The sequence below is a fragment of the Pseudomonas sp. SF2 genome, assembly GCF_036858055.1.
In the GTDB taxonomy this organism is placed as follows: Bacteria; Pseudomonadota; Gammaproteobacteria; order Pseudomonadales; family Pseudomonadaceae; genus Aquipseudomonas.
Map to the genome: position 1 here is coordinate 1 of NZ_JAMBDI010000022.1, position 19,175 is coordinate 19,175.

Consider the following 19,175-nt stretch of genomic DNA (forward strand, 5'->3'; position numbering starts at 1 on the left):
CTCCAATCAAGTCAGCACAGGTCAGACGGCCTGTGCTGACTTGATTGGAGAATCCCTAGGGTCCAACTTGAAGTTATTGATGGCGTGACTGTGATACTCATTTTTCTTCAGGGAAACCTATCCATCGATACTTTCGCTTGGTAAGGTCGCGTGTATCATTGTCTTGTCTGATTTCTTTGTTTGCAATTACTTCCCGGTTAGTGGCCGTCATTAGTCGGGTAAGAATGTTTTTTCGATCGTATAATTTTTGGATTGTAGTTCGTCGAGCTTCTCTTTTAATAGGCGGTCTCGAAAGTTGTCGACTGTTTGCTCCTGAGCGTAAATTGCGTCACTCAACTCTGAACTTTCTGGATCTAACGCTACCAAACGGTCAATTTCAAGGTCGCGGGCCGATCGTGCTGGTGGGCGCGATGATTGTGGGTGTGCGTTGTTTTTTAGCACGCCCTTTGTTGCCTTGCCATGCATTGGCTTGAATGCCGGAGTTTCACTGGCGTCGTATGTATGCTGATAATGGGGGCCTGCAGGTATCTTAACTATTTTTTTTGTAGCAGGGCTCGGGTTCGGAGTTTTGAAAGAAGCCCGCATAAACCCACTGGGATCAAAGTAATTTACAGGGTCGCCGCTGCAATAGCAGTAGGAGTTTAGGTTGCCAGGAATGAAAGGGCTCATGATGTCAGGCGAGAGAAATCTCATAAATGCCGTGCTGTAAAATCTTCGTCCTTGGCCTAAAGCATATAAGCTGGAAAAGTATTTCATTTCGCCGTTGAAGTTTGTTAGAAGTGCCGGGTTGCTCCCGGTAGGGGAGTTTCCATACGGGGAATACGTGAAGGTCTCATCGAAGTCTGCGTTTCTTGCGCGTGTTGTGCTGGAGTGGTTGTCAGTCGAGATCAAAGTATTCTGTGTCTGCACGTCAGTATGCATAATTTCTGCGGCGGGGTAATGATGGCGAAGAACCCGTGTACTTTGTGTTGGTGTGGTCAAAGTTGAGAGGTGTTCTGAATTGTAGAAAAAAAAGTGTTTTTCTGTTGGGCCGTTGTTCATGGGTGATCTTCCTGTCAGGGGTTGTTCAGGTACTCTTGCATGTGTATGGCTGTTTTTAAACTGGCATTACTGTCAGTTTGATAATAGAAATTCTTTGTCAAAATACATGGTTTTGGAAGTGCCAGTCGGTTCCTGGCATCTTCGCGGCGAACCGTCGCTCCCGCAGGAAAATCGAATTGGCCACCGCCGCAGCCGCCACCGCATTCGCGGTGAACCCGCTCCTACATTGATCGGGGGGCTCACACCTCGTTGGTTCGGCACCGGCCATTGTAGGAGCGGGTTTACCCGCGAAAGGGCCGGGCCTGCTGGCCAATATCCCAGGCCAGTCACCGCCGCAGCCGCCACCGCGTTCGCGGGTGAACCCGCTCCTACACTGATCGATGGTGCTCACACATTGGTGGCTCGGCACCGCCTACCTGCTGCCCCCCTAAATCACCCCCCCACACCTTCGTCTGACAGTTACCGCTCGACTGCCAGGACACCGCTCGACATGAATGCCGACCAAACGCTCAAGCTCGCCCGACGCTTCATCGAACTCAGCCCCGACAAGCGCCGCCTGTTCCTCAAGGCGCTGCAGGGCGAGGGCATGGATTTTTCCGTGTTGCCGATCGCGCCCGGGGTGCAGGTGGCCGAGCGTGACCAGCTGTCGTACGCCCAGCGGCGCATGTGGTTCCTCTGGCAGCTCGACCCACAAGGTGCGGCGTACAACCTGCCCATGGCCGTGCGCCTGAATGGCCCGCTGGACCTGGCTGCCCTGCAGCATGCCTTCGATGCCCTGGTGGCCCGCCACGAAACCCTGCGCACCCGCTTTGTCGCCGACGGCGATGACGTGCGCCAGCAGGTCGATGCCAGCGCCGCCCCGTTGCAGCTGCAACAGGATGCCTTGGCCGGCCTTGACGAGGGTGCCCGTCAGGCCGCCATCGAAACCATCGCCGAAGCCGAAGCCCTGGCCCCCTTCGACCTGGCCAGCGGCCCGCTGCTGCGTGTACGCCTGCTGCAACTGGCGGCACAGGAGCACATTCTGCTGCTGACCCTGCACCACATCGTCGCCGACGGCTGGTCGATGAACGTGCTGATCGACGAATTCCTGCACCTGTACGACGCCGCCGTGGCCGGCAGCGAAGCCCGCCTGGAACCGCTGCCGATCCAGTACCGCGACTACGCCCTGTGGCAGCGCAGCTGGCTCCAGGCCGGTGAGCAGGAGCGCCAGCTGGCCTACTGGCAGGCGCGCCTGGGCGACGACCATTCACCGCTGGCGCTGCCACTGGACCGCAACCGCCAGGGCCGCCCCAGCTATCGCGGCGCGCGCTACGAGTTCCCCATCGCCGCCGATGTCGCCGAACGCCTGCGCGGTCTGGCACGCAAGCATAACGTCACCCTGTTCATGGTCCTGCTGGCCGCCTTCAAGCTGCTGCTGCAACGCTACAGTGGCCAGTCGGCGATCCGCGTCGGCGTGCCTATCGCCAACCGTAACCGCGCCGAAAGCCAAGGGCTGATCGGCTGCTTCATCAATACCCAGGTACTGCACACCGAAATCGACCCTTTGCTGGACATCGCCGGTCTGTTGCAGCGCGTGCGCGAAACCGCCGTGGGCGCGCAAAGCCATCAGGACCTGCCGTTCGAACAACTGGTCGAAGCCCTGGACCTGCCGCGCACCAGCGAAAGCCCGCTGTTCCGCGTGCTGTTCAACCACCAGGCGCAGGTGGCGGATGTGCAGGCCATCGAGACCCGCTCCGGCCTGAGCCTGGCGCCGGTCGTGCTGGCAAAGCACAGCGCCCGCTTCGACCTGGCGCTGGACACCCATGAGCGAGCGGGGCAGCTGCACGCAGCGTTCACCTATGCGACCGACGTGTTCGATGCGGCCACCGTCGAAGCCCTTGGCGAGCAGTGGCTGGCCCTGGTGCAGGCGTTGGCCGACGAGGCGGGTGGCGCAGTCGGCGAGCTGCCATTACCAGGCCTGGCTACTGCCATTGGCGCGCCTGCGCAGGCTGACGCAACGCTGCTGGTCCACCAGCGCTTTGCCGCCGCCGCCAAGCGCCACCCCGAGCGCACGGCGGTGATGGCTGCGGGCGAGCAGGCCAGCTTCGCCGAGCTCGATGCCCGCGCCGAGGCCATTGCAGGTCGGCTGGTGGAAGCCGGAGCAGGGCCGGACACACTGGTCGGCGTGCTGGCCAACCGCAGTGTCGGCATGCTCGCCAGTATCCTCGGCGCGCTCAAGGCCGGTGGCGCCTACCTGCCACTGGAGCCCGAGCAGCCGGCCGAACGCCTGGCCTACATGCTTGCCGACAGCGGCGCGCGCCTGCTGCTGGGGCCCGATGACTGGCAGGCCGAACTGCCCGAGGGTGTGCAGCGTCTGGACTGGACGCAAACCGGCAATGGCCGTGCCGCCCGCATCGTCCCGGCACCGGCCAACCTGGCCTACGTGATCTACACCTCCGGCACCACCGGCCAGCCCAAGGGCGTGGCGATCAGCCACGGCGCCCTGGCCAACTACGTCGAAGGCGTCAGCGCGCGTTTGCCGGTCGAGCGTATCCGCAGCATGGCCCAGGTCTCGACCCCGGCTGCCGACCTTGGCCACACCATGCTGTTCGGCGCCCTGTGCGGCGGACACACCCTGCATTTGCTGCTACGCGAGCAGGTGCTGGATGCCGAAGGCTTCGCCGCCTACCTGGCCGAGCACCAGGTAGACGCGCTGAAGATCGTACCGTCGCACCTGGAGGCCATGTTGGTGGCAGGTCGCTCGGCGCTGCCGGCACAGTGCCTGGTGCTCGGCGGCGAGGCCATCAGCCCGAGCCTGCTGGGCAAGGTCCGCAACCTGGCCCCGGCGCTCAAGGTGTTCAACCATTACGGCCCGACCGAGACCACCGTCGGTGTGCTGGTCGCCGAGCTGAACGAGCAGGCCAGCCTCGGCCAGCCGCTGGCCAACACCCGCGTCGCGGTGCTCGACCACTGCCTGCAACCCCTGCCGACCAAGGCCAAGGGTGAGCTGTATATCGGCGGCGCCGGCCTGGCCCGTGGCTACTTGAACCGCCCGGCACTCACCGCCGAGCGCTTCGTCCCCGACCCGAGCGGCAGCCACGGCCAACGCCTGTACCGCAGCGGTGACTGGGTACGCCAAGGCAGCGACCTGCAGTTTGCCGGGCGCATGGATGGCCAGGTGAAGATCCGTGGCTATCGCGTGGAACTGGCCGAAATCGAAAACCGGCTGCGTGCCCTGGATGGCGTTGCCAATGCCCTGGTTCGCGTGCATGGCCAGGCGCCGCAACTGCAACTGGCTGCCTGGCTGGTGCCCAGCCAGATGCCGGCCGACAGCCTGGCCTGGCAGGAATCGATCCGCGCCAGCCTCAAAAGCCTGCTGCCCGAGCATATGGTGCCGACCCACCTGATGGTGCTGGAGCACCTGCCGGTCACGGTCAACGGCAAGGTCGATGTCAAGGCGCTGCCGGAGCCCGTCGCCACCCAGGTGGCCTACCAGGCGCCGCAGACCCCGCTGCAAACGCAATTGGCGCAGATCTGGGCGCAAGTCCTGCAAGTACCGCAGGTAGGCCTGAGCGACAACTTCTTTGCCCTTGGCGGCCATTCGCTGCTGGCCACCCAGGCGGTATCGCGGATACGCAAGCAACTGGGCGTGGATATCCCGCTGCGCACCCTGTTCGACACCGTCGACCTGCAGGCCTTTGCCCAGGCTGTGGCCGAAGGCGAGCAGGGCGCGGGCCTGGACATCGAAATCCTCGACCGCCAGCAACCCCTGCCGGTGTCCCGTTCGCAAAACCGCCAGTGGCTGTTCTGGAAGCTCAACCCCGAAAGCCTGGCCTACAACACGCCGATGGCCGTGCGTATGCAGGGCCACCTCGACCGCGCCGCCGTGCAGGCCGCACTGGATGCCTTGGTGGCCCGCCATGAATCGTTGCGCACGGTGTTCGTCGAGGCCGACGGCCTGCCCTGGCAGCGCATCTTGCCGGCGGCCACGGTCCCGATCGCTTTCGAAGACCTCAGCGGCCAGGACCACGCCGCGCAGATGCGCAAGCTGGAAGCCGAAGCCTTCGTGCCGTTCGACCTGGAGCGCGGTCCGCTGCTGCGTGCCCGGCTGTTCAAGGTGCATGCACAGGAGCACCTGCTGTCGCTGACCTTGCACCATATCGTCTCCGATGGCTGGTCGATGAGCCTGCTGGTGCGCGAGTTCGCCGCCGGCTACAACGCCGCCGCCACGGGCCAGGCGCAAACCCTCGAGCCGCTGCCGGTGCAGTACGCCGATTTCGCCGCCTGGCAGCGCAAGTGGCTGGCCGAGGGGCAGATGCAGGCGCAGATCGGCTACTGGAAGGCCCGCCTGGAAGACGACTTCGAAGTGCTGGAACTGCCCGCCGATCGCATTCGCCCACAGGTCAAAAGCTACCAGGGCAGCCGCTTCGACGTGCGCCTGCCGCAGGCCCTCACCGAGCGCCTGCGGGCACTGGCGGTGGCATCCAACACCACGCTGTTCCATGTGTTCCTGGCGGCGTATGCCATCGTGCTGTCGCGCTACAGCCGCAAGGGCACGCTCAACATCGGCGTGCCGGTCACCAACCGCAATCGCCTGGAGCTGGAGGGGCTGATCGGCTTCTTCATCAACGTGGTGGTGGCCCGCATCAGTGTCGATGGCAGCCAGCCGTTCCCGCAGTTGCTGGCGGCGATCAAGGAAACCACCTTGCAGGCCCAGGCCAACAAGGATGTACCGTTCCTGGAGGTAGCCGAAGCGCTGTACCCGGAGCGCGACCAGGGCGTGAACCCGTTCTTCCAGGTGCTGTACAACCACCTGCGCGACCTTGGCGAGCAGGTTTCCAGCGATGCCTTGCACGGCCTGCAGGTCAAGGAAGTGGGCCTGCAGGAGCCGGGCGCGCAGTACGACATTTCGCTCAACACCCTGGAGCGCTCCGATGGCGTAACCGCTTCGTTCAACTATTCCACCGACCTGTTCGATGCCGCACGCATCGAGCGCATGGCCGGGCATTGGCAAGCACTGCTGCAAGCCATCTGCGCCGAACCGCAGCGCTGCATTGCCGAGCTGGACTTCCTCGGCAGTGTCGAACGCCAGCAGCTGACCTACGGCTGGAACCCGGCACCCCAGGCTGGCAGCGGCTTGTGCGCGCACCAGTTGCTGGAGCGCCAGGCGCGTGAGCGGCCGGATGCGCTGGCGCTGATCTTCGACGACCAGCAGATGACCTATGCCGAACTGGACCGCAGCAGCAACCAGCTGGCCCACCGCCTGCGGGCGCTGGGCGTGGGGCCGGATTGCCTGGTCGGCGTGGCCGTCGAGCGCGGCCTGGGCATGGCCCTGGCGCTGGTCGCCATTCACAAGGCAGGTGGCGCTTACGTGCCGCTGGACCCGGACTACCCGCAAGAGCGTCTGGCCTACATGGTCGAGGACAGCAACATCGGCCTGCTGCTGGCCGACGCGCCCTCGCGTGAGCGCCTGCAAGCGGGCAAGCAACTGCCCTGCGTGGTACTGGAACCGGGCACCGAGTGGCTGCATGCCTGGCCCGCCGAGCCGCTGGCCAACCTGGCTGCACCGCACAACCTCGCCTATGTCATCTACACCTCCGGCTCCACCGGCATGCCCAAGGGCGTGGCCATCGACCACCAGGCCCTGTCGGTGTTCTGCCAGGTGGCCGGCGACTATTCGCGCCTCAGCCCGGATGATCGAGTGCTGCAGTTCGCCACCGTCAGCTTCGACGGCTTCATCGAGCAGTTCTTCCCGCCGCTGGCCCAAGGCGCCTGTGTGGTGCTGCGCGACCTGCGGCTGTGGGACACCGCCACCCTGCTGGACGAGATCAACCGCCACGGCGTGACCGTGGCCGACCTGCCGGCGGCCTATTGGCGCCTGCTGGCGCTGGAGCGCCGAGCCCCCGAGGCCTATGGCCGGCTGAAACAGATTCACGTGGGGGGTGAGGCGGTGCCGGAAGATGCCCTGCGCGCCTGGCTGGCCGATGGCCCGCCAGCGGTGCGTCTGCTGAACACCTACGGCCCGACCGAAGCCACCGTGGTCGCCACCACCTACGACTGCTCGCAGATGACCGTGGAGCAGGTCAGCCAGGGTGGCGTGCCGATCGGCCGTGCCTTGCCGGGGCGTACCTTGCATGCCCTGGACGACGGCCTGGCGCCGACACCGGTAGGCGTGCCCGGCGAGCTGTTCATTGGCGGGGCAGGGTGCCTGGCGCGCGGTTATCACCAGCGGCCGTCACTCACCGCCGAGCGTTTCATCCCCGACCCGTTCGACCCGGTTGGCGGTGGCCGTCTGTACCGCACCGGCGACCTCGGCTGTTATGACGAAAACGGTCAGCTGGCCTATCGCGGCCGGGTCGACCACCAGGTGAAGGTGCGCGGCTTCCGTATCGAGCTGGGCGAGATCGAGCAGTACCTGCGGGCGCACCCGGACGTACGCGAAGCCACCGTGCTGGCCATCGACCTGCCCAGTGGCAAGCAGCTGTGCGCCTACGCGGTGCCGGCCGAAGGCTACCGCGGCGATCTGCGCCTGGCCTTGAAGCAGTACCTCAAGGCCAGGCTGCCGGACTACATGATCCCGGCCTACCTGGTGACACTGCCGAGCATGCCGCTGACCCCCAGCGGCAAACTCGACCGCAAGGCCCTGCCGCTACCCGACCCGAACCAGCCACAGCATGACTACCAGGCGCCGCAGACCGAGCGGCAACAGCAGCTGGCGAGCATCTGGGCGCAGTTGCTCAACGTTGCCCGGGTCGGCCTGAACGACAACTTCTTCGAGCTGGGCGGCCACTCCTTGCTGGCGGCCCAGGCCGTGTCGCGGATCAACGTCGAGTTGGGGCTCGACATCCCCCTGCGGCTGATCTTCAGCCACCCCGAATTGCGCGCGTTCGCCCAGGCGCTGGACGAACAGGGCCTGTCGCTCTCCGACGACGGCCTGAGCGATATCGAACAAATGATGAATGCATTCACAGAGGCCTGACATGGAACTCACTGCCGCACAACGCATCGCCCAACGTTTCGTTGGCCTCCCCGTGGAACAACGCCAGCAGATCCTGGAAAAGATGCAGGCCAGCGGGCAGAGCTTCCGCCTGCTGCCCATCGTGCCTGCGCGCCAGGGCCTGGCGCGTATTCCGCTGTCTTACGCCCAGCAGCGTCTGCTGTTTCTCTGGCAGCTGGAGCCCGACAGCCCGGCCTACAACGTGCCGATGGCGGTACGCCTGAAGGGCGCCCTGGACCAGGCGGTGCTGCAACAGGCGCTGGATGCGCTGGTGCAACGCCACGAGTCGCTGCGCACGCGCTTCGCCTCGGAGGAGGGCGAGTTCCACCAGGAAATCCTTGAGCACTGCCCGCTGGCGCTGGAACTGGTGATGTTCGACGGTGCCGCCGATGAGGCAGCGCTGAGCGTGGCCGTGGACGCGGCCCTCAAGCAGCCCTTCGACCTGCTGACCGGTCCGCTGCTGCGGGTGACCCTGCTGCGCGTGGCCGCCGATCACCACGTGCTGGCGCTGAGCATGCACCACATCATCTCCGACGGCTGGTCCAGCGATGTGCTGGTGCAGGAATTCATCCAGCTGTACAGCGCCCTGGCCGAAGGCCGGCAGGCCGAGTTGCCGGCGTTGCCGATCCAGTACGCCGACTACGCCATCTGGCAGCGCGCCTGGCTTGAGGCCGGTGAAGCGCAGCGCCAGCTGGCCTACTGGCAGGCCCAGCTGGGCGACGAGCAGCCGGTGCTGAGCCTGCCGCTGGACTTCGAGCGCCCGGCCACGCCCAGCCAGCGTGGCGCGGTGGTGCGCGTGGACATCGGCGCCGAGCAGGCCGAGGCCCTGCGCAGCCAGGCGCGCAAGGGTGGCCACACGTTATTCGTGCTGGTACTGGCGGCCATGGCGGTGGTGTTGTCGCGCTACAGCGGCCAGGCTGATATCCGCATCGGTGCTCCGAACGCCGGGCGCAACCGCAAGGAGCTGGAAGGCCTGATCGGCTTCTTCATCAACACCCAGGTGTTGCGTGTGCAGGTGGACGAGCGCGCCACCTTCGCCGCGTTGCTGGAGCAGGTCAAAGACGTGATCGGCGGCGCCCAGTCGCACCAGGAACTGCCGTTCGAGCACCTGGTCGATGCCTTGCTGCCTGAGCGCAACCTGGCCCACAACCCGCTGTTCCAGTTCAAGATCAACCAGCACGTGGCCGCCAGCGATACAGGGCGCAGGCGCCTGGGCGCGCTGGAGGTGGAAGGTTTTGCCCGTGATGGTGGCGATGCCCGCTTCGACCTGGCGTTCGACTTCTCCGACAAGGCTGACGGCATCGAAGGCTACTTCACCTATGCCACCGACCTGTTCGAACAGGCCACCATCGAACGCATGGCCGCTTCGCTGCGCCAGGTGCTGGATGCGCTGATCCGCGACCCGCAGCAGGCGATCGTCGATAGCCCGCAAGTAGCGACGCTGCTGCCAGCGGCCACGCAGGCCTACCCGCACGGCAACTTCCTAGCCCTGTGGCGCCAGGCACTGGCGCAAGGCCAGGCCCACGGCGGTGTGCGTGCCGGTGACCGGTTCATGACCCAGGCCGGGCTGGAGGCGGCGTCCAACCGCCTGGCCGACTACCTGCGCCAGCACGGCGTCGGTGCCGGCAGCATCGTTGCCCTGTGCCTGCCACGCTCCATCGATTGGATCAGCGCCTTGCTCGCAGTGCTCAAGACCGGTGCCGCCTACCTGCCGCTGGACACCCAGCAACCGCAGGAGCGCCTGCAACAACTGGTTGCCGACAGTGGCGCCGCCGTGCTGATGCACGAACCGGGCGACCTGCGCTTTGCTGGCCTGGACGGCGTGCAGCTGATTGCCTGCGATCACACCGCCTGGGCTACCTGCAGTGACAGCCCGGTCGAAGTGGCCATCGCCGCCGAACAACCGGCCTATCTGATCTACACCTCGGGCTCGACCGGCCAGCCGAAAGGCGTGGTGGTCAGCCACGGCGCACTTGCCAGCTACATTCAGGCGGTGCTGGAGCGCCTGCAACTGCCGGCCGCAGCGAGCATGGCGATGGTCTCCACCACCGCGGCCGACCTGGGCCACACCGTGCTGTTCGGTGCCCTGGCCTCGGGCCGCCTGCTGCACCTGCTACCGCAGGAACTGGCGTTCGACCCGGATGGCTTCGCCAGCTACATGGCGCAGCACCAGGTCGGCGTGCTCAAGCTGGTGCCGAGCCACCTGCAAGGGCTGCTGCAAGCGGCTCGCGCCGCCGATGTGCTGCCCGCCGAAGCGCTGATCCTGGGGGGCGAGGCATGCAGTTGGGGCTTGTTGGAAAAGGTCCGCGAGCTGCGCCCGGCCTGCCGGGTCATCAACCACTACGGCCCGACCGAAACCACTGTCGGCGTGCTCACCTTCGAGCCGGGTCAGCCGCTGCCAGGTTGCCGCACGGTGCCGGTCGGGCGCCCGCTGGGCAACGCCTGCGCCCAGGTGCTGGATGGCTACCTCAACCCGTTGGCGGCGCAGGTGCCCGGTGAGCTTTACCTGGGCGGGCAAGGCGTCGCCCAGGGCTACCTGGGCCAGCCAGCGTTGACCGCCGAACGCTTCGTGCCGACCGAGGGTGGTGCCCGCTTGTACCGCACCGGCGACCGCGCGCGGCTCACTGCCGATGGCCTGGTCGAGTTCATTGGCCGTGCTGACGACCAGGTGAAAATCCGTGGTTATCGTGTGGAGCCGGGTGAAGTCGGCCGGGTGCTGGCCGGCCTGCCCGGTGTCAGCGAGGCCGTGGTACTGGCCTTGCCGCTGGAGGGCGACGCCGAGCGCCTGCAACTGGTGGCTTACGGGGTGGCTGATGCGGGTGTGACCGTGCAGCAACTGCAGGCGCAATTGCAGGCGCGCCTGCCGGACTACATGGTGCCGGCGCAGATATTGCTGCTGGAGCGCCTGCCACTGACTGCCAACGGCAAGCTCGACAAGCGCGCCTTGCCGGCACCGGGCGCGGTCAGCCGTGGCTATGTGGCGCCGCAAGGCGATATCGAGGAAAAGCTGGCCGGAGTGTGGGCCGATGTGCTCAAGCTGGAGCAGGTCGGCAGCACCGACAACTTCTTCGAACTGGGCGGCGACTCGATCCTCAGCCTGCAGATCATCGCCCGGGCCAAACGCCAGGGCATCAGGATCACCCCCAAGCAGCTGTTCGAACAACAGACCATCGCCCAGCTGGCCCAGGTAGCCAAGCGCATCGAGCCCAAGCAAGCGGTTGCGGCCGCAGCCGTGGACACCGCCACCAGCGGTGAGGTGGCATTGCTGCCGGCCCAGGCGCGTTTCTTCGAGATGGAGATCGCCCAGCCGGCGCACTGGAACCAGTCGGTGCTGCTCAAGCCGGCCAGCCCGGTGCAGGTGCAACACCTGGAGGCAGCCCTGCGCGCCGTGGTCGAGCAGCACGATGCCCTGCGCCTGCGCTTCAGCCGTGGCGAAAGCCAGTGGCAGGCGCGCTTCCAGCCGCTGGACAATGCACCACTGCTGCGCCAGCGCAACCTGGCCGCACTGAATGAACTGGACGCCGCCGGCAACCAGGTACAGGCCAGCCTGAACCTGGAGCACGGGCCGCTGCTGCGCGCCGAACTGTTCGACTTCGCCGATGGCCAACAGCGTCTGCTACTGGTAGTCCATCACCTGGTGGTCGACGGCGTGTCGTGGCGGGTATTGCTGGAAGACCTGCAAGCGGCCTACCGGCAACTGCTGAACGGCCAGGCCGTGAGTCTGCCCGCCAAGACCACCTCGGTAAAAACCTGGGCCGAGCGCCTGGTCAGCCATGCCGGCAGCCCGGCGCTGCATGCACAGCGCGACTACTGGCTGCAGGCCCTGGCCGGCGACCACGGCGAACTGCCGCGTGACAACCCGCAGGGCAGCCTGGCCAACACCCATGCCCGCTCCGCCGCCACGCGGCTGGATGCCGAGCGCACCGCCAAGCTGCTGAAACAGGCCCCGGCGGCCTACCGCACGCAGATCAACGACCTGCTGCTGACCGCGCTGGCGCGCACCCTGTGCCAGTGGAGCGCACGGGACAACGTGCAGGTACTGCTGGAAGGCCATGGCCGCGAAGACCTGTTCGACGACCTCGACCTCAGCCGCACCGTGGGCTGGTTCACCAGCCTGTTCCCGGTGCGCCTCACACCCGCCCAGGACCTTGGCCAGTCGATCAAGGCGATCAAGGAGCAACTGCGCGGCGTGCCGGACAGAGGCCTCGGCTACGGCCTGTTGCGCTACTTCGGCGATGCTGAAGTGCGTGACCGGCTCGAGCGTGCCACCCAGGCCCGTGTCACCTTCAACTACCTGGGCCAGTTCGATACCAGCTTCGATGCCGAGGCCGGCACCCTGTTCACCCCGAGCGGGGAAAGTGCAGGCCGTACCCAATGTGCCGGCGCACAGCTGGGCAACTGGCTGAGCATCACCGGCCAGGTGTACGGCGGCGAGTTGTTCCTGGAGTGGACCTACAGCGCCGACGTTCATCACCCGGCCACCATCGAGAAGCTGGCCCAGGCCTACGGACAGGCCTTGGCAGAGCTGGTCGAGCACTGCTGCGATACCCGGCACCAGGGCGTGACACCGTCGGACTTCCCGCTGGCCGCGCTGACCCAGGCGCAACTGGACAGCCTGCCGCTGGAGCCCGGGCAGATCGCCGACCTGTACCCGCTGTCACCCATGCAGCAGGGCATGTTGTTCCACACCCTTTACGACCAGCAGGCCGGCAACTACATCAACCAGCTGCGCGTGGATGTGGACGGGCTGGATGTGCAGCGTTTCCAGCAGGCCTGGCAGGCCACGCTCGATGCCCACGACATCCTGCGCAGCGGTTTCATCCTGCAAGGCGAGCTGGAGCAGGCCGTGCAGGTGGTACGCAAGGCCGTCGAACTGCCGTGCAGCGAGCACGACTGGCGTGGCCAGCCGGCGCTGGAGCAGGCATTGCAGGCACTGGCCGAGGGTGAGCGCCAGCGCGGCTTCGACCTGTCTGCCGCGCCGCTGCTGCGCCTGGTACTGGTGCGCACGGGCGATACCCGCCACCACCTGATCTATACCAACCATCACATCCTCATGGACGGCTGGAGCACCTCGCGCCTGTTGGGTGAAGTGCTGCAGCGCTATGCCGGCCTGGCGCCGCAGGCCCAGGCCACGCACTACCGCGACTACATCGCCTGGCTGCAGGGCCAGGACGCGGCCGTTGCCGAAGCCTTCTGGAAAGGCCAGCTTGCGGCCCTGGACGAGCCGACCCGTCTGGCCCAGGCCATCGCCGGCAGCGCAGGCGCAAACGGCAGCGGCCATGGCGACCACCGCCTGGCCTTCGACCGCGAGCAGACCGCACGCATCGAAGCCTTCGCCCGGGCCAACCGGGTCACGGTCAACACTCTGGTGCAATCGGCCTGGCTGCTGCTGTTGCAGCGCTGCACCGGCCAGGCCAGCGTGTGCTTCGGCGCCACGGTCGCCGGCCGCCCGGCAGACCTGCCGGGCGTAGAGGAGCAGATCGGCCTGTTCATCAACACCTTGCCGGTGATTGGCGCCCCGCGTGCCGAGCAGACCGTGGCCGAATGGATCGGCCAGGTGCAGGCCGGCAACCTGGCCGTGCGCGAGTTCGAGCATACCCCGCTGTACGACGTGCAGCGCTGGGCGGGGCAGGGCGGTGACGCCTTGTTCGACAGCATCCTGGTGTTCGAGAACTACCCGGTGGCCGAGGCGCTGCAACAGGGCGCGCCCGGTGGCCTGCGCTTCGGCGACGTGTCCGTGCAGGAGCAGACCAACTACCCGCTGACCCTGGTGGTGGAACTGGGCACCACGCTGTCGATGCAGTACAGCCACGACCGTGCGCTGTGGAGCGACGAGAGCATTGGCCGCCTGGCTGGCTACTTTGCCAACCTGCTGCAGGCGCTGGTGGAGAATGCCGACGCGGTGGTGGGCGAGCTGCCAATGCTGGGCCTGCCAGAACAGCAGCAAATGGTCGAAGGCTGGAACGAAACCCAGGCGCCGTACCCGCACGAGCGCAGCATCCACCAGCTGATCGAAGCCCAGGTGTTCGCCACCCCGGACGCCCCGGCGCTGGCCTTTGGCGAGCAGACCCTGAGCTATGCCGAGCTCAACCGCCGTGGCAACCAGCTGGCGCACAAGCTGCGCGAGCAGGGCGTGGGCCCGGACGTGCTGGTGGGCATCGCCATGGAGCGCAGCCTGGAGATGGTCATCGGCCTGCTGGGCATCGTGAAGGCCGGTGGCGCCTATGTGCCGCTGGACCCGGAGTACCCCCAGGACCGCCTGAGCTACATGTTCGAGGACAGCGGCATCGCCTTGCTGCTGACCCAGTCGCACTTGCACCAAGCCCTGCCGATCCCGGCCGGCTTGCGCAGCCTGGACCTGGATACCGAGAACCTCGACGGCTACAGCGATGCCAACCTGAACATCGACGTGGCGCCGCTGAACCTCGCCTACGTGATCTACACCTCCGGCTCCACCGGTCGCCCGAAGGGCGCTGGCAACAGCCATCAGGCGCTGGTCAACCGCCTGTGGTGGATGCAGAAGGCCTACGGCCTGGACGCCAGCGACAGCGTGCTGCAGAAAACCCCGTTCAGCTTCGACGTGTCGGTGTGGGAGTTCTTCTGGCCGCTGATGACCGGGGCACGCCTGGTGGTGGCCCAGCCGGGCGCGCACCGCGACCCGCAGCTACTGGTGGAAACCATCAACCATTACGGCATCAGCACGCTGCACTTCGTGCCGTCGATGCTGCAGGCGTTCATGACCCACGAAGCGGTCGAAAGCTGCGTCAGCCTCAAGCGCGTGGTGTGCAGCGGTGAAGCACTGCCGGCCGAGCTGGCCCGCCAGACCCTGCAGCGCCTGCCGGCGGCGGGCCTGTACAACCTGTACGGCCCGACCGAAGCGGCGATCGACGTCACCCACTGGACCTGCCAGCCGGACGAAAGCATCAGCGTGCCGATCGGCCAGCCGATCGACAACCTCAAGACCCACATCCTCGAAGGCAGCCTGCAACCGGCGGTACGCGGCAGTGCCGGCGAGCTGTACCTCGGCGGTGTCGGCCTGGCCCGTGGTTACCACCAGCGCCCGGCGCTGACTGCCGAACGCTTCGTGCCGGATCCGTTCAGCGACAATGGCGGGCGCCTGTACCGCACCGGCGACCTGGCGCGCTACCGCGCCGATGGTGTGATCGACTACGCCGGGCGCATCGACCACCAGGTGAAGATCCGCGGCCTGCGCATCGAACTGGGCGAGATCGAGGCGCGCCTGCTGGAGCTGCCGAGCGTGCAGGAAGCCGTGGTGTTGGCCTTGGACGGGCCAAGCGGCAAGCAGCTGGTGGGTTATGTGGTGCCTGCCGACAGCTCGCAAGACGAAGGTGCATTGCGCGACAGCCTGCGCGAGGCGCTGAAGGCCGGTTTGCCGGACTACATGGTGCCGGCGCACCTGCTGCTGCTTGGCAAACTGCCAGTTACGCCGAACGGCAAGCTGGACCGCAAGGCCCTGCCGCAGCCGGATGCCAGTCAGTTGCAGGGCGAGTACATCGCGCCCCAGAGCGATCTGGAGCAGCAGATCGCGGCGATTTGGGCGGATGTGCTGAAGCTGGAGCGGGTCGGGCTGAGCGACAACTTCTTCCAGCTTGGCGGGCATTCCCTGCTCGCCACGCAAGCGGTGGCGCGCCTGCAGATGGAACTGGGTGCGGATACACCCCTGGCCCTGATTTTCCAGACCGACAACCTTGGTGACTACGCCGCCGCCGTCAGCGCAGCTATTACCGAATGCACGGCAGACCTGGACGAGTTCCACGATTTCATGAATGAGCTTGAGGCAGTTTGAGATGAGCACCGATAACCGCAACACCGATCTGGTTCACCGCTTCATTCGGCTGCCGCTCGAGCAGCGCAAGCTGTTTCTGGAAAAGCTGGCATCCAAGGGTGGCAGCCTGGCGCAACTGCCCATTCCGCAGGTGCGCGGAGACTTCGAGCAGCTGCCGCTTTCCTACGCCCAGCTACGCCAGTGGTTCCTATGGAAGCTGGACCCGGCGAGCGCGGTGTATAACATTTCCTCGGCCTTGCGGTTCAAGGGGAGCCTGGACCGGGCAGCCCTGCAGCGAGCCTTCGACAGCCTGCTGGCCAGGCACGATGCGCTGCGTACCACCTTCCACCAACAGGACGGGCAGGTGCAGCAGGTGGTTCACCCACACCTTGCGTTGACGGTGACCTATGAACAGCTGAATGGGGCAGGCGAGGAGGCCTTGCGCGAGCAAGTGGAGCACGAGGCACGTCAAGGCTTCGACCTGGAGCATGGGCCGCTGCTGAGGGTAAAACTGCTGGCGCGCGATGCGCACGAGCACGTGCTGGTGCTGACCCTCCATCACATCATTGCCGATGGCTGGTCCATGTCGTTGATGGTGGAAGAGCTCATGCGTCTGTATGAGGCCTATAGCCAGGGCGGTGATGTGCAGCTGCCCGCGCTGCCCATCCAGTACACCGACTACGCCATCTGGCAGCGTAGCTGGATGGAGGCCGGTGAGCAGGCACGGCAACTGGCCTACTGGACCGCGCGACTGGGTGGCGAGGACACGGTACTGGAAATGCCGATGGACCGCCCGCGACCAGCGGTCAGCAGCCTCAAGGGAGGGCGGCTTGCTATTGACTTGCAGGAACAGCAGGCGCGTGCGCTCAAGCAGTTCGCCCAGCAACAGGGTGTAACGCCGTTCATGCTGCTGCTGGCCAGCTTCCAGGTCCTGTTGCACCGCTATTCGGGGCAGGCTGATATCCGCGTCGGCGTGCCGGTAGCCAACCGTAACCGGGTGGAAACAGAACGCCTGATCGGCCTGTTCGTCAACACTCAGATACTGCGGGCCGAGTTCGACGTGCAGATGACCTTCACGGATTTCCTGGGTCAGGTCAAACAGCGTGTGGTCGAGGCTCAGGCCCATCAAGACCTGCCGTTCGAGCAACTGGTGGAGGCCCTGCAACCAGAGCGCAGCCTTAACCACAGCCCGCTGTTCCAGGTGATGTTCAACCATCAGACCCAGGCCAGGGGCGAGCGCCGCAGTCTGCCGGGGCTGGAACTGGAAGCTGTGGCGTGGGACAACCACACGGCCAAGTTCGACCTGACCCTGGAAACCTTCGAACACGAAACCGGTATCGGCGCTGCACTGGTCTATGCCACCGACCTGTTCGATGCCTCGACTGCCTGCAGCCTGGCCCGACACTGGCAGAACCTGCTGACGGCCATCGTCGAGCAGCCCACCCAGCGCATCGCAGACCTGGCCCTGCTGGACGCCAATGAGTACCGGCAGATCATCGAAGACTGGAACGCTACCCAGGCCAGCTACCCGAATGCCAGTTGCATCCACCAGCTGTTCGAGGCGCAAGTGGCGAAAGCCCCGGATGCCCCGGCGCTGATCTTCGGCGAGCAGACGCTGAGCTATGCCGCCCTCAACCGCCGGGCCAACCAGTTGGCGCACAAGCTACGCGAGCAGGGGGTTGGCCCGGATGTGCTGGTGGGCATCGCCATGCAGCGCACCCTGGAAATGGTCGTCGGCCTGCTGGCTATTCTCAAGGCGGGTGGCGCCTACGTGCCGCTGGACCCGGAATACCCGCAGGACCGCCTGGAATACATGCTCGAAGACAGTCAGGCGATCCTGCTGCTGTCGGAGACCAGCCTGATTGCCCGATTGCCCGGGCAGTTCCAGTCGCGCACGCTGCTGCTCGACCAGCTGTCGCTGGAAGGCTACCCGGACACCGACCTGACCTGTGTGACCAGCCCTCGCAACCTTATCTACTGCATCTACACATCAGGCTCGACGGGCAAGCCCAAGGGCGTGCAGGTCGAGCACCGCAGCGTGGCGGCGCTGATCGGCTGGTCGCTGTCGGTTTACAGCCAGGCAGACCTGTGTGGCGTGCTGTTCTCCACCTCGATCTGCTTCGACTTGTCGGTCTGGGAGCTGTTCGTCACCCTGTCGGCCGGTGGCTATGCGGTGCTGGCTGCCAATGCCCTCGAGCTACCGAACCTGGCTGCCAAGGACCGGGTGCGGCTGGTGAACACTGTGCCGTCGGCGATCAAACAGTTGTGCGAAACCGGCAGCATTCCGCCGTCGGTCAAAACCATCAACCTCTGCGGCGAGGCGCTGAAGCAGTCGATCGTCGACGACCTCTATCACCTGGAGCATGTGAGTGATGTGTACGACCTGTATGGCCCGTCCGAAGACACGACCTATTCCACCTGCACGCTGAGGGCGGCCGGTGGTAAGGCCAACATCGGCCGGCCTTTGCACAACAGTGCTGCCTACGTGTTGAGCGGTGCACTGCAACCGGTGCCGGTGGGCGTCGTCGGTGAGTTGTACCTGGCCGGTGCCGGTTTGGCCCGTGGTTACCTGAGGCGCCCGGGGCTCAGCGCCGAGCGCTTCATTCCCAACCCCTTCGATGCGCAGGGCGGGCGCATCTACCGGACCGGTGACCTGGCCCGTTATCGGCCTGATGGTGTGCTGGAGTACGTCGGCCGGGTGGACCATCAGGTGAAAGTCCGCGGCTTCCGCATCGAACTGGGCGAGATCGAGGTGCGCCTGCAGCAGGAGGCTGTGCGCGAAGCCGTGGTCATGGCCGTTGACGGGCCCGCTGGCCAGCACCTGGTGGCCTATGTGGTGCCTGCCGATGCTGGCGTGATGGTCGATGCCGCTGCGCAATCGTTCCTGCGTGACCACCTGCGCGCTGCATTGAGGAAACACCTGCCGGAATACATGGTGCCTTCCTACCTGTTGCTGCTCGACAAGCTTCCACTGACACCAAACGGCAAGCTGGACCGCAAGGCGCTGCCACGCCCGGACGTTGCCCTGCCGGAAGAAGCCCATGTGCCGCCGCGCACTCCCTTGCAACAGCAGGTGGCCGCCATCTGGGCAGATGTGCTGAAAGTCGAACGGGTTGGCCTGGGTGACAACTTCTTCCTGCTGGGTGGGCACTCGCTGATCGCAACCCAGGTAACCAGTCGGGTCCAGGAACAGGCCGGGCTGCCGGTCAGTCTGAAGGCGCTGTTCGAATACCCCGATCTGGGCGACTACTGCGCGCAGCTTGAGCAGCTCATGCCACAGGTAGACCCCGTTCAGAATGAACTGGCTAAATCCCTGGAGGCCCTGAAACGTCTAACTACGGAGGAAATTGAAAAGCTGGTTTCTTAGGAGAT

At 65.5% G+C, this 19,175-nt stretch carries 4 protein-coding genes; 3 read left to right on the forward strand and 1 reads right to left on the reverse strand.

What is annotated here, in order from left to right:
* Positions 1-210 precede the first annotated feature (210 nt).
* The gene (locus M2S36_RS14915) at positions 211-1,041 is read right to left on the reverse strand and encodes an RHS repeat-associated core domain-containing protein (RefSeq protein WP_333957372.1); all 831 of its coding nucleotides are present in this window, start codon (positions 1,039-1,041) and stop codon (positions 211-213) included.
* 490 nt (positions 1,042-1,531) lie between these two features.
* On the opposite strand from M2S36_RS14915, the gene M2S36_RS14920 reads away from it, so the two are divergent.
* Genes M2S36_RS14920 through M2S36_RS14930 form a run of 3 tightly spaced genes read left to right on the forward strand, consistent with a single transcriptional unit; the run spans position 1,532 to position 19,170 of the window.
* The gene (locus M2S36_RS14920; RefSeq protein ID WP_333957373.1) at positions 1,532-7,999 is read left to right on the forward strand and encodes an amino acid adenylation domain-containing protein; all 6,468 of its coding nucleotides are present in this window, start codon (positions 1,532-1,534) and stop codon (positions 7,997-7,999) included.
* Position 8,000: 1 nt separating this feature from the next.
* On the forward strand, positions 8,001-15,824 hold the full coding sequence (locus M2S36_RS14925) for an amino acid adenylation domain-containing protein (protein WP_333957374.1): 7,824 nt from the start codon (positions 8,001-8,003) through the stop codon (positions 15,822-15,824).
* Position 15,825: 1 nt separating this feature from the next.
* Complete coding sequence (locus M2S36_RS14930) at positions 15,826-19,170, forward strand: amino acid adenylation domain-containing protein (RefSeq protein WP_333957375.1); 3,345 nt, start codon at positions 15,826-15,828, stop codon at positions 19,168-19,170.
* Positions 19,171-19,175 lie beyond the last annotated feature (5 nt).

What these genes read in the sequence shown, in the direction of transcription:
- M2S36_RS14920 (WP_333957373.1), top strand. Translation starts at nt 1,532, where the DNA reads ATGAATGCCGACCAAACGCTCAAGCTCGCCCGACGCTTCATCGAACTC.
- M2S36_RS14925 (WP_333957374.1), top strand. Translation starts at nt 8,001, where the DNA reads ATGGAACTCACTGCCGCACAACGCATCGCCCAACGTTTCGTTGGCCTC.
- M2S36_RS14930 (WP_333957375.1), top strand. Translation starts at nt 15,826, where the DNA reads ATGAGCACCGATAACCGCAACACCGATCTGGTTCACCGCTTCATTCGG.
- M2S36_RS14915 (WP_333957372.1), bottom strand. Translation starts at nt 1,041, where the DNA reads ATGAACAACGGCCCAACAGAAAAACACTTTTTTTTCTACAATTCAGAA.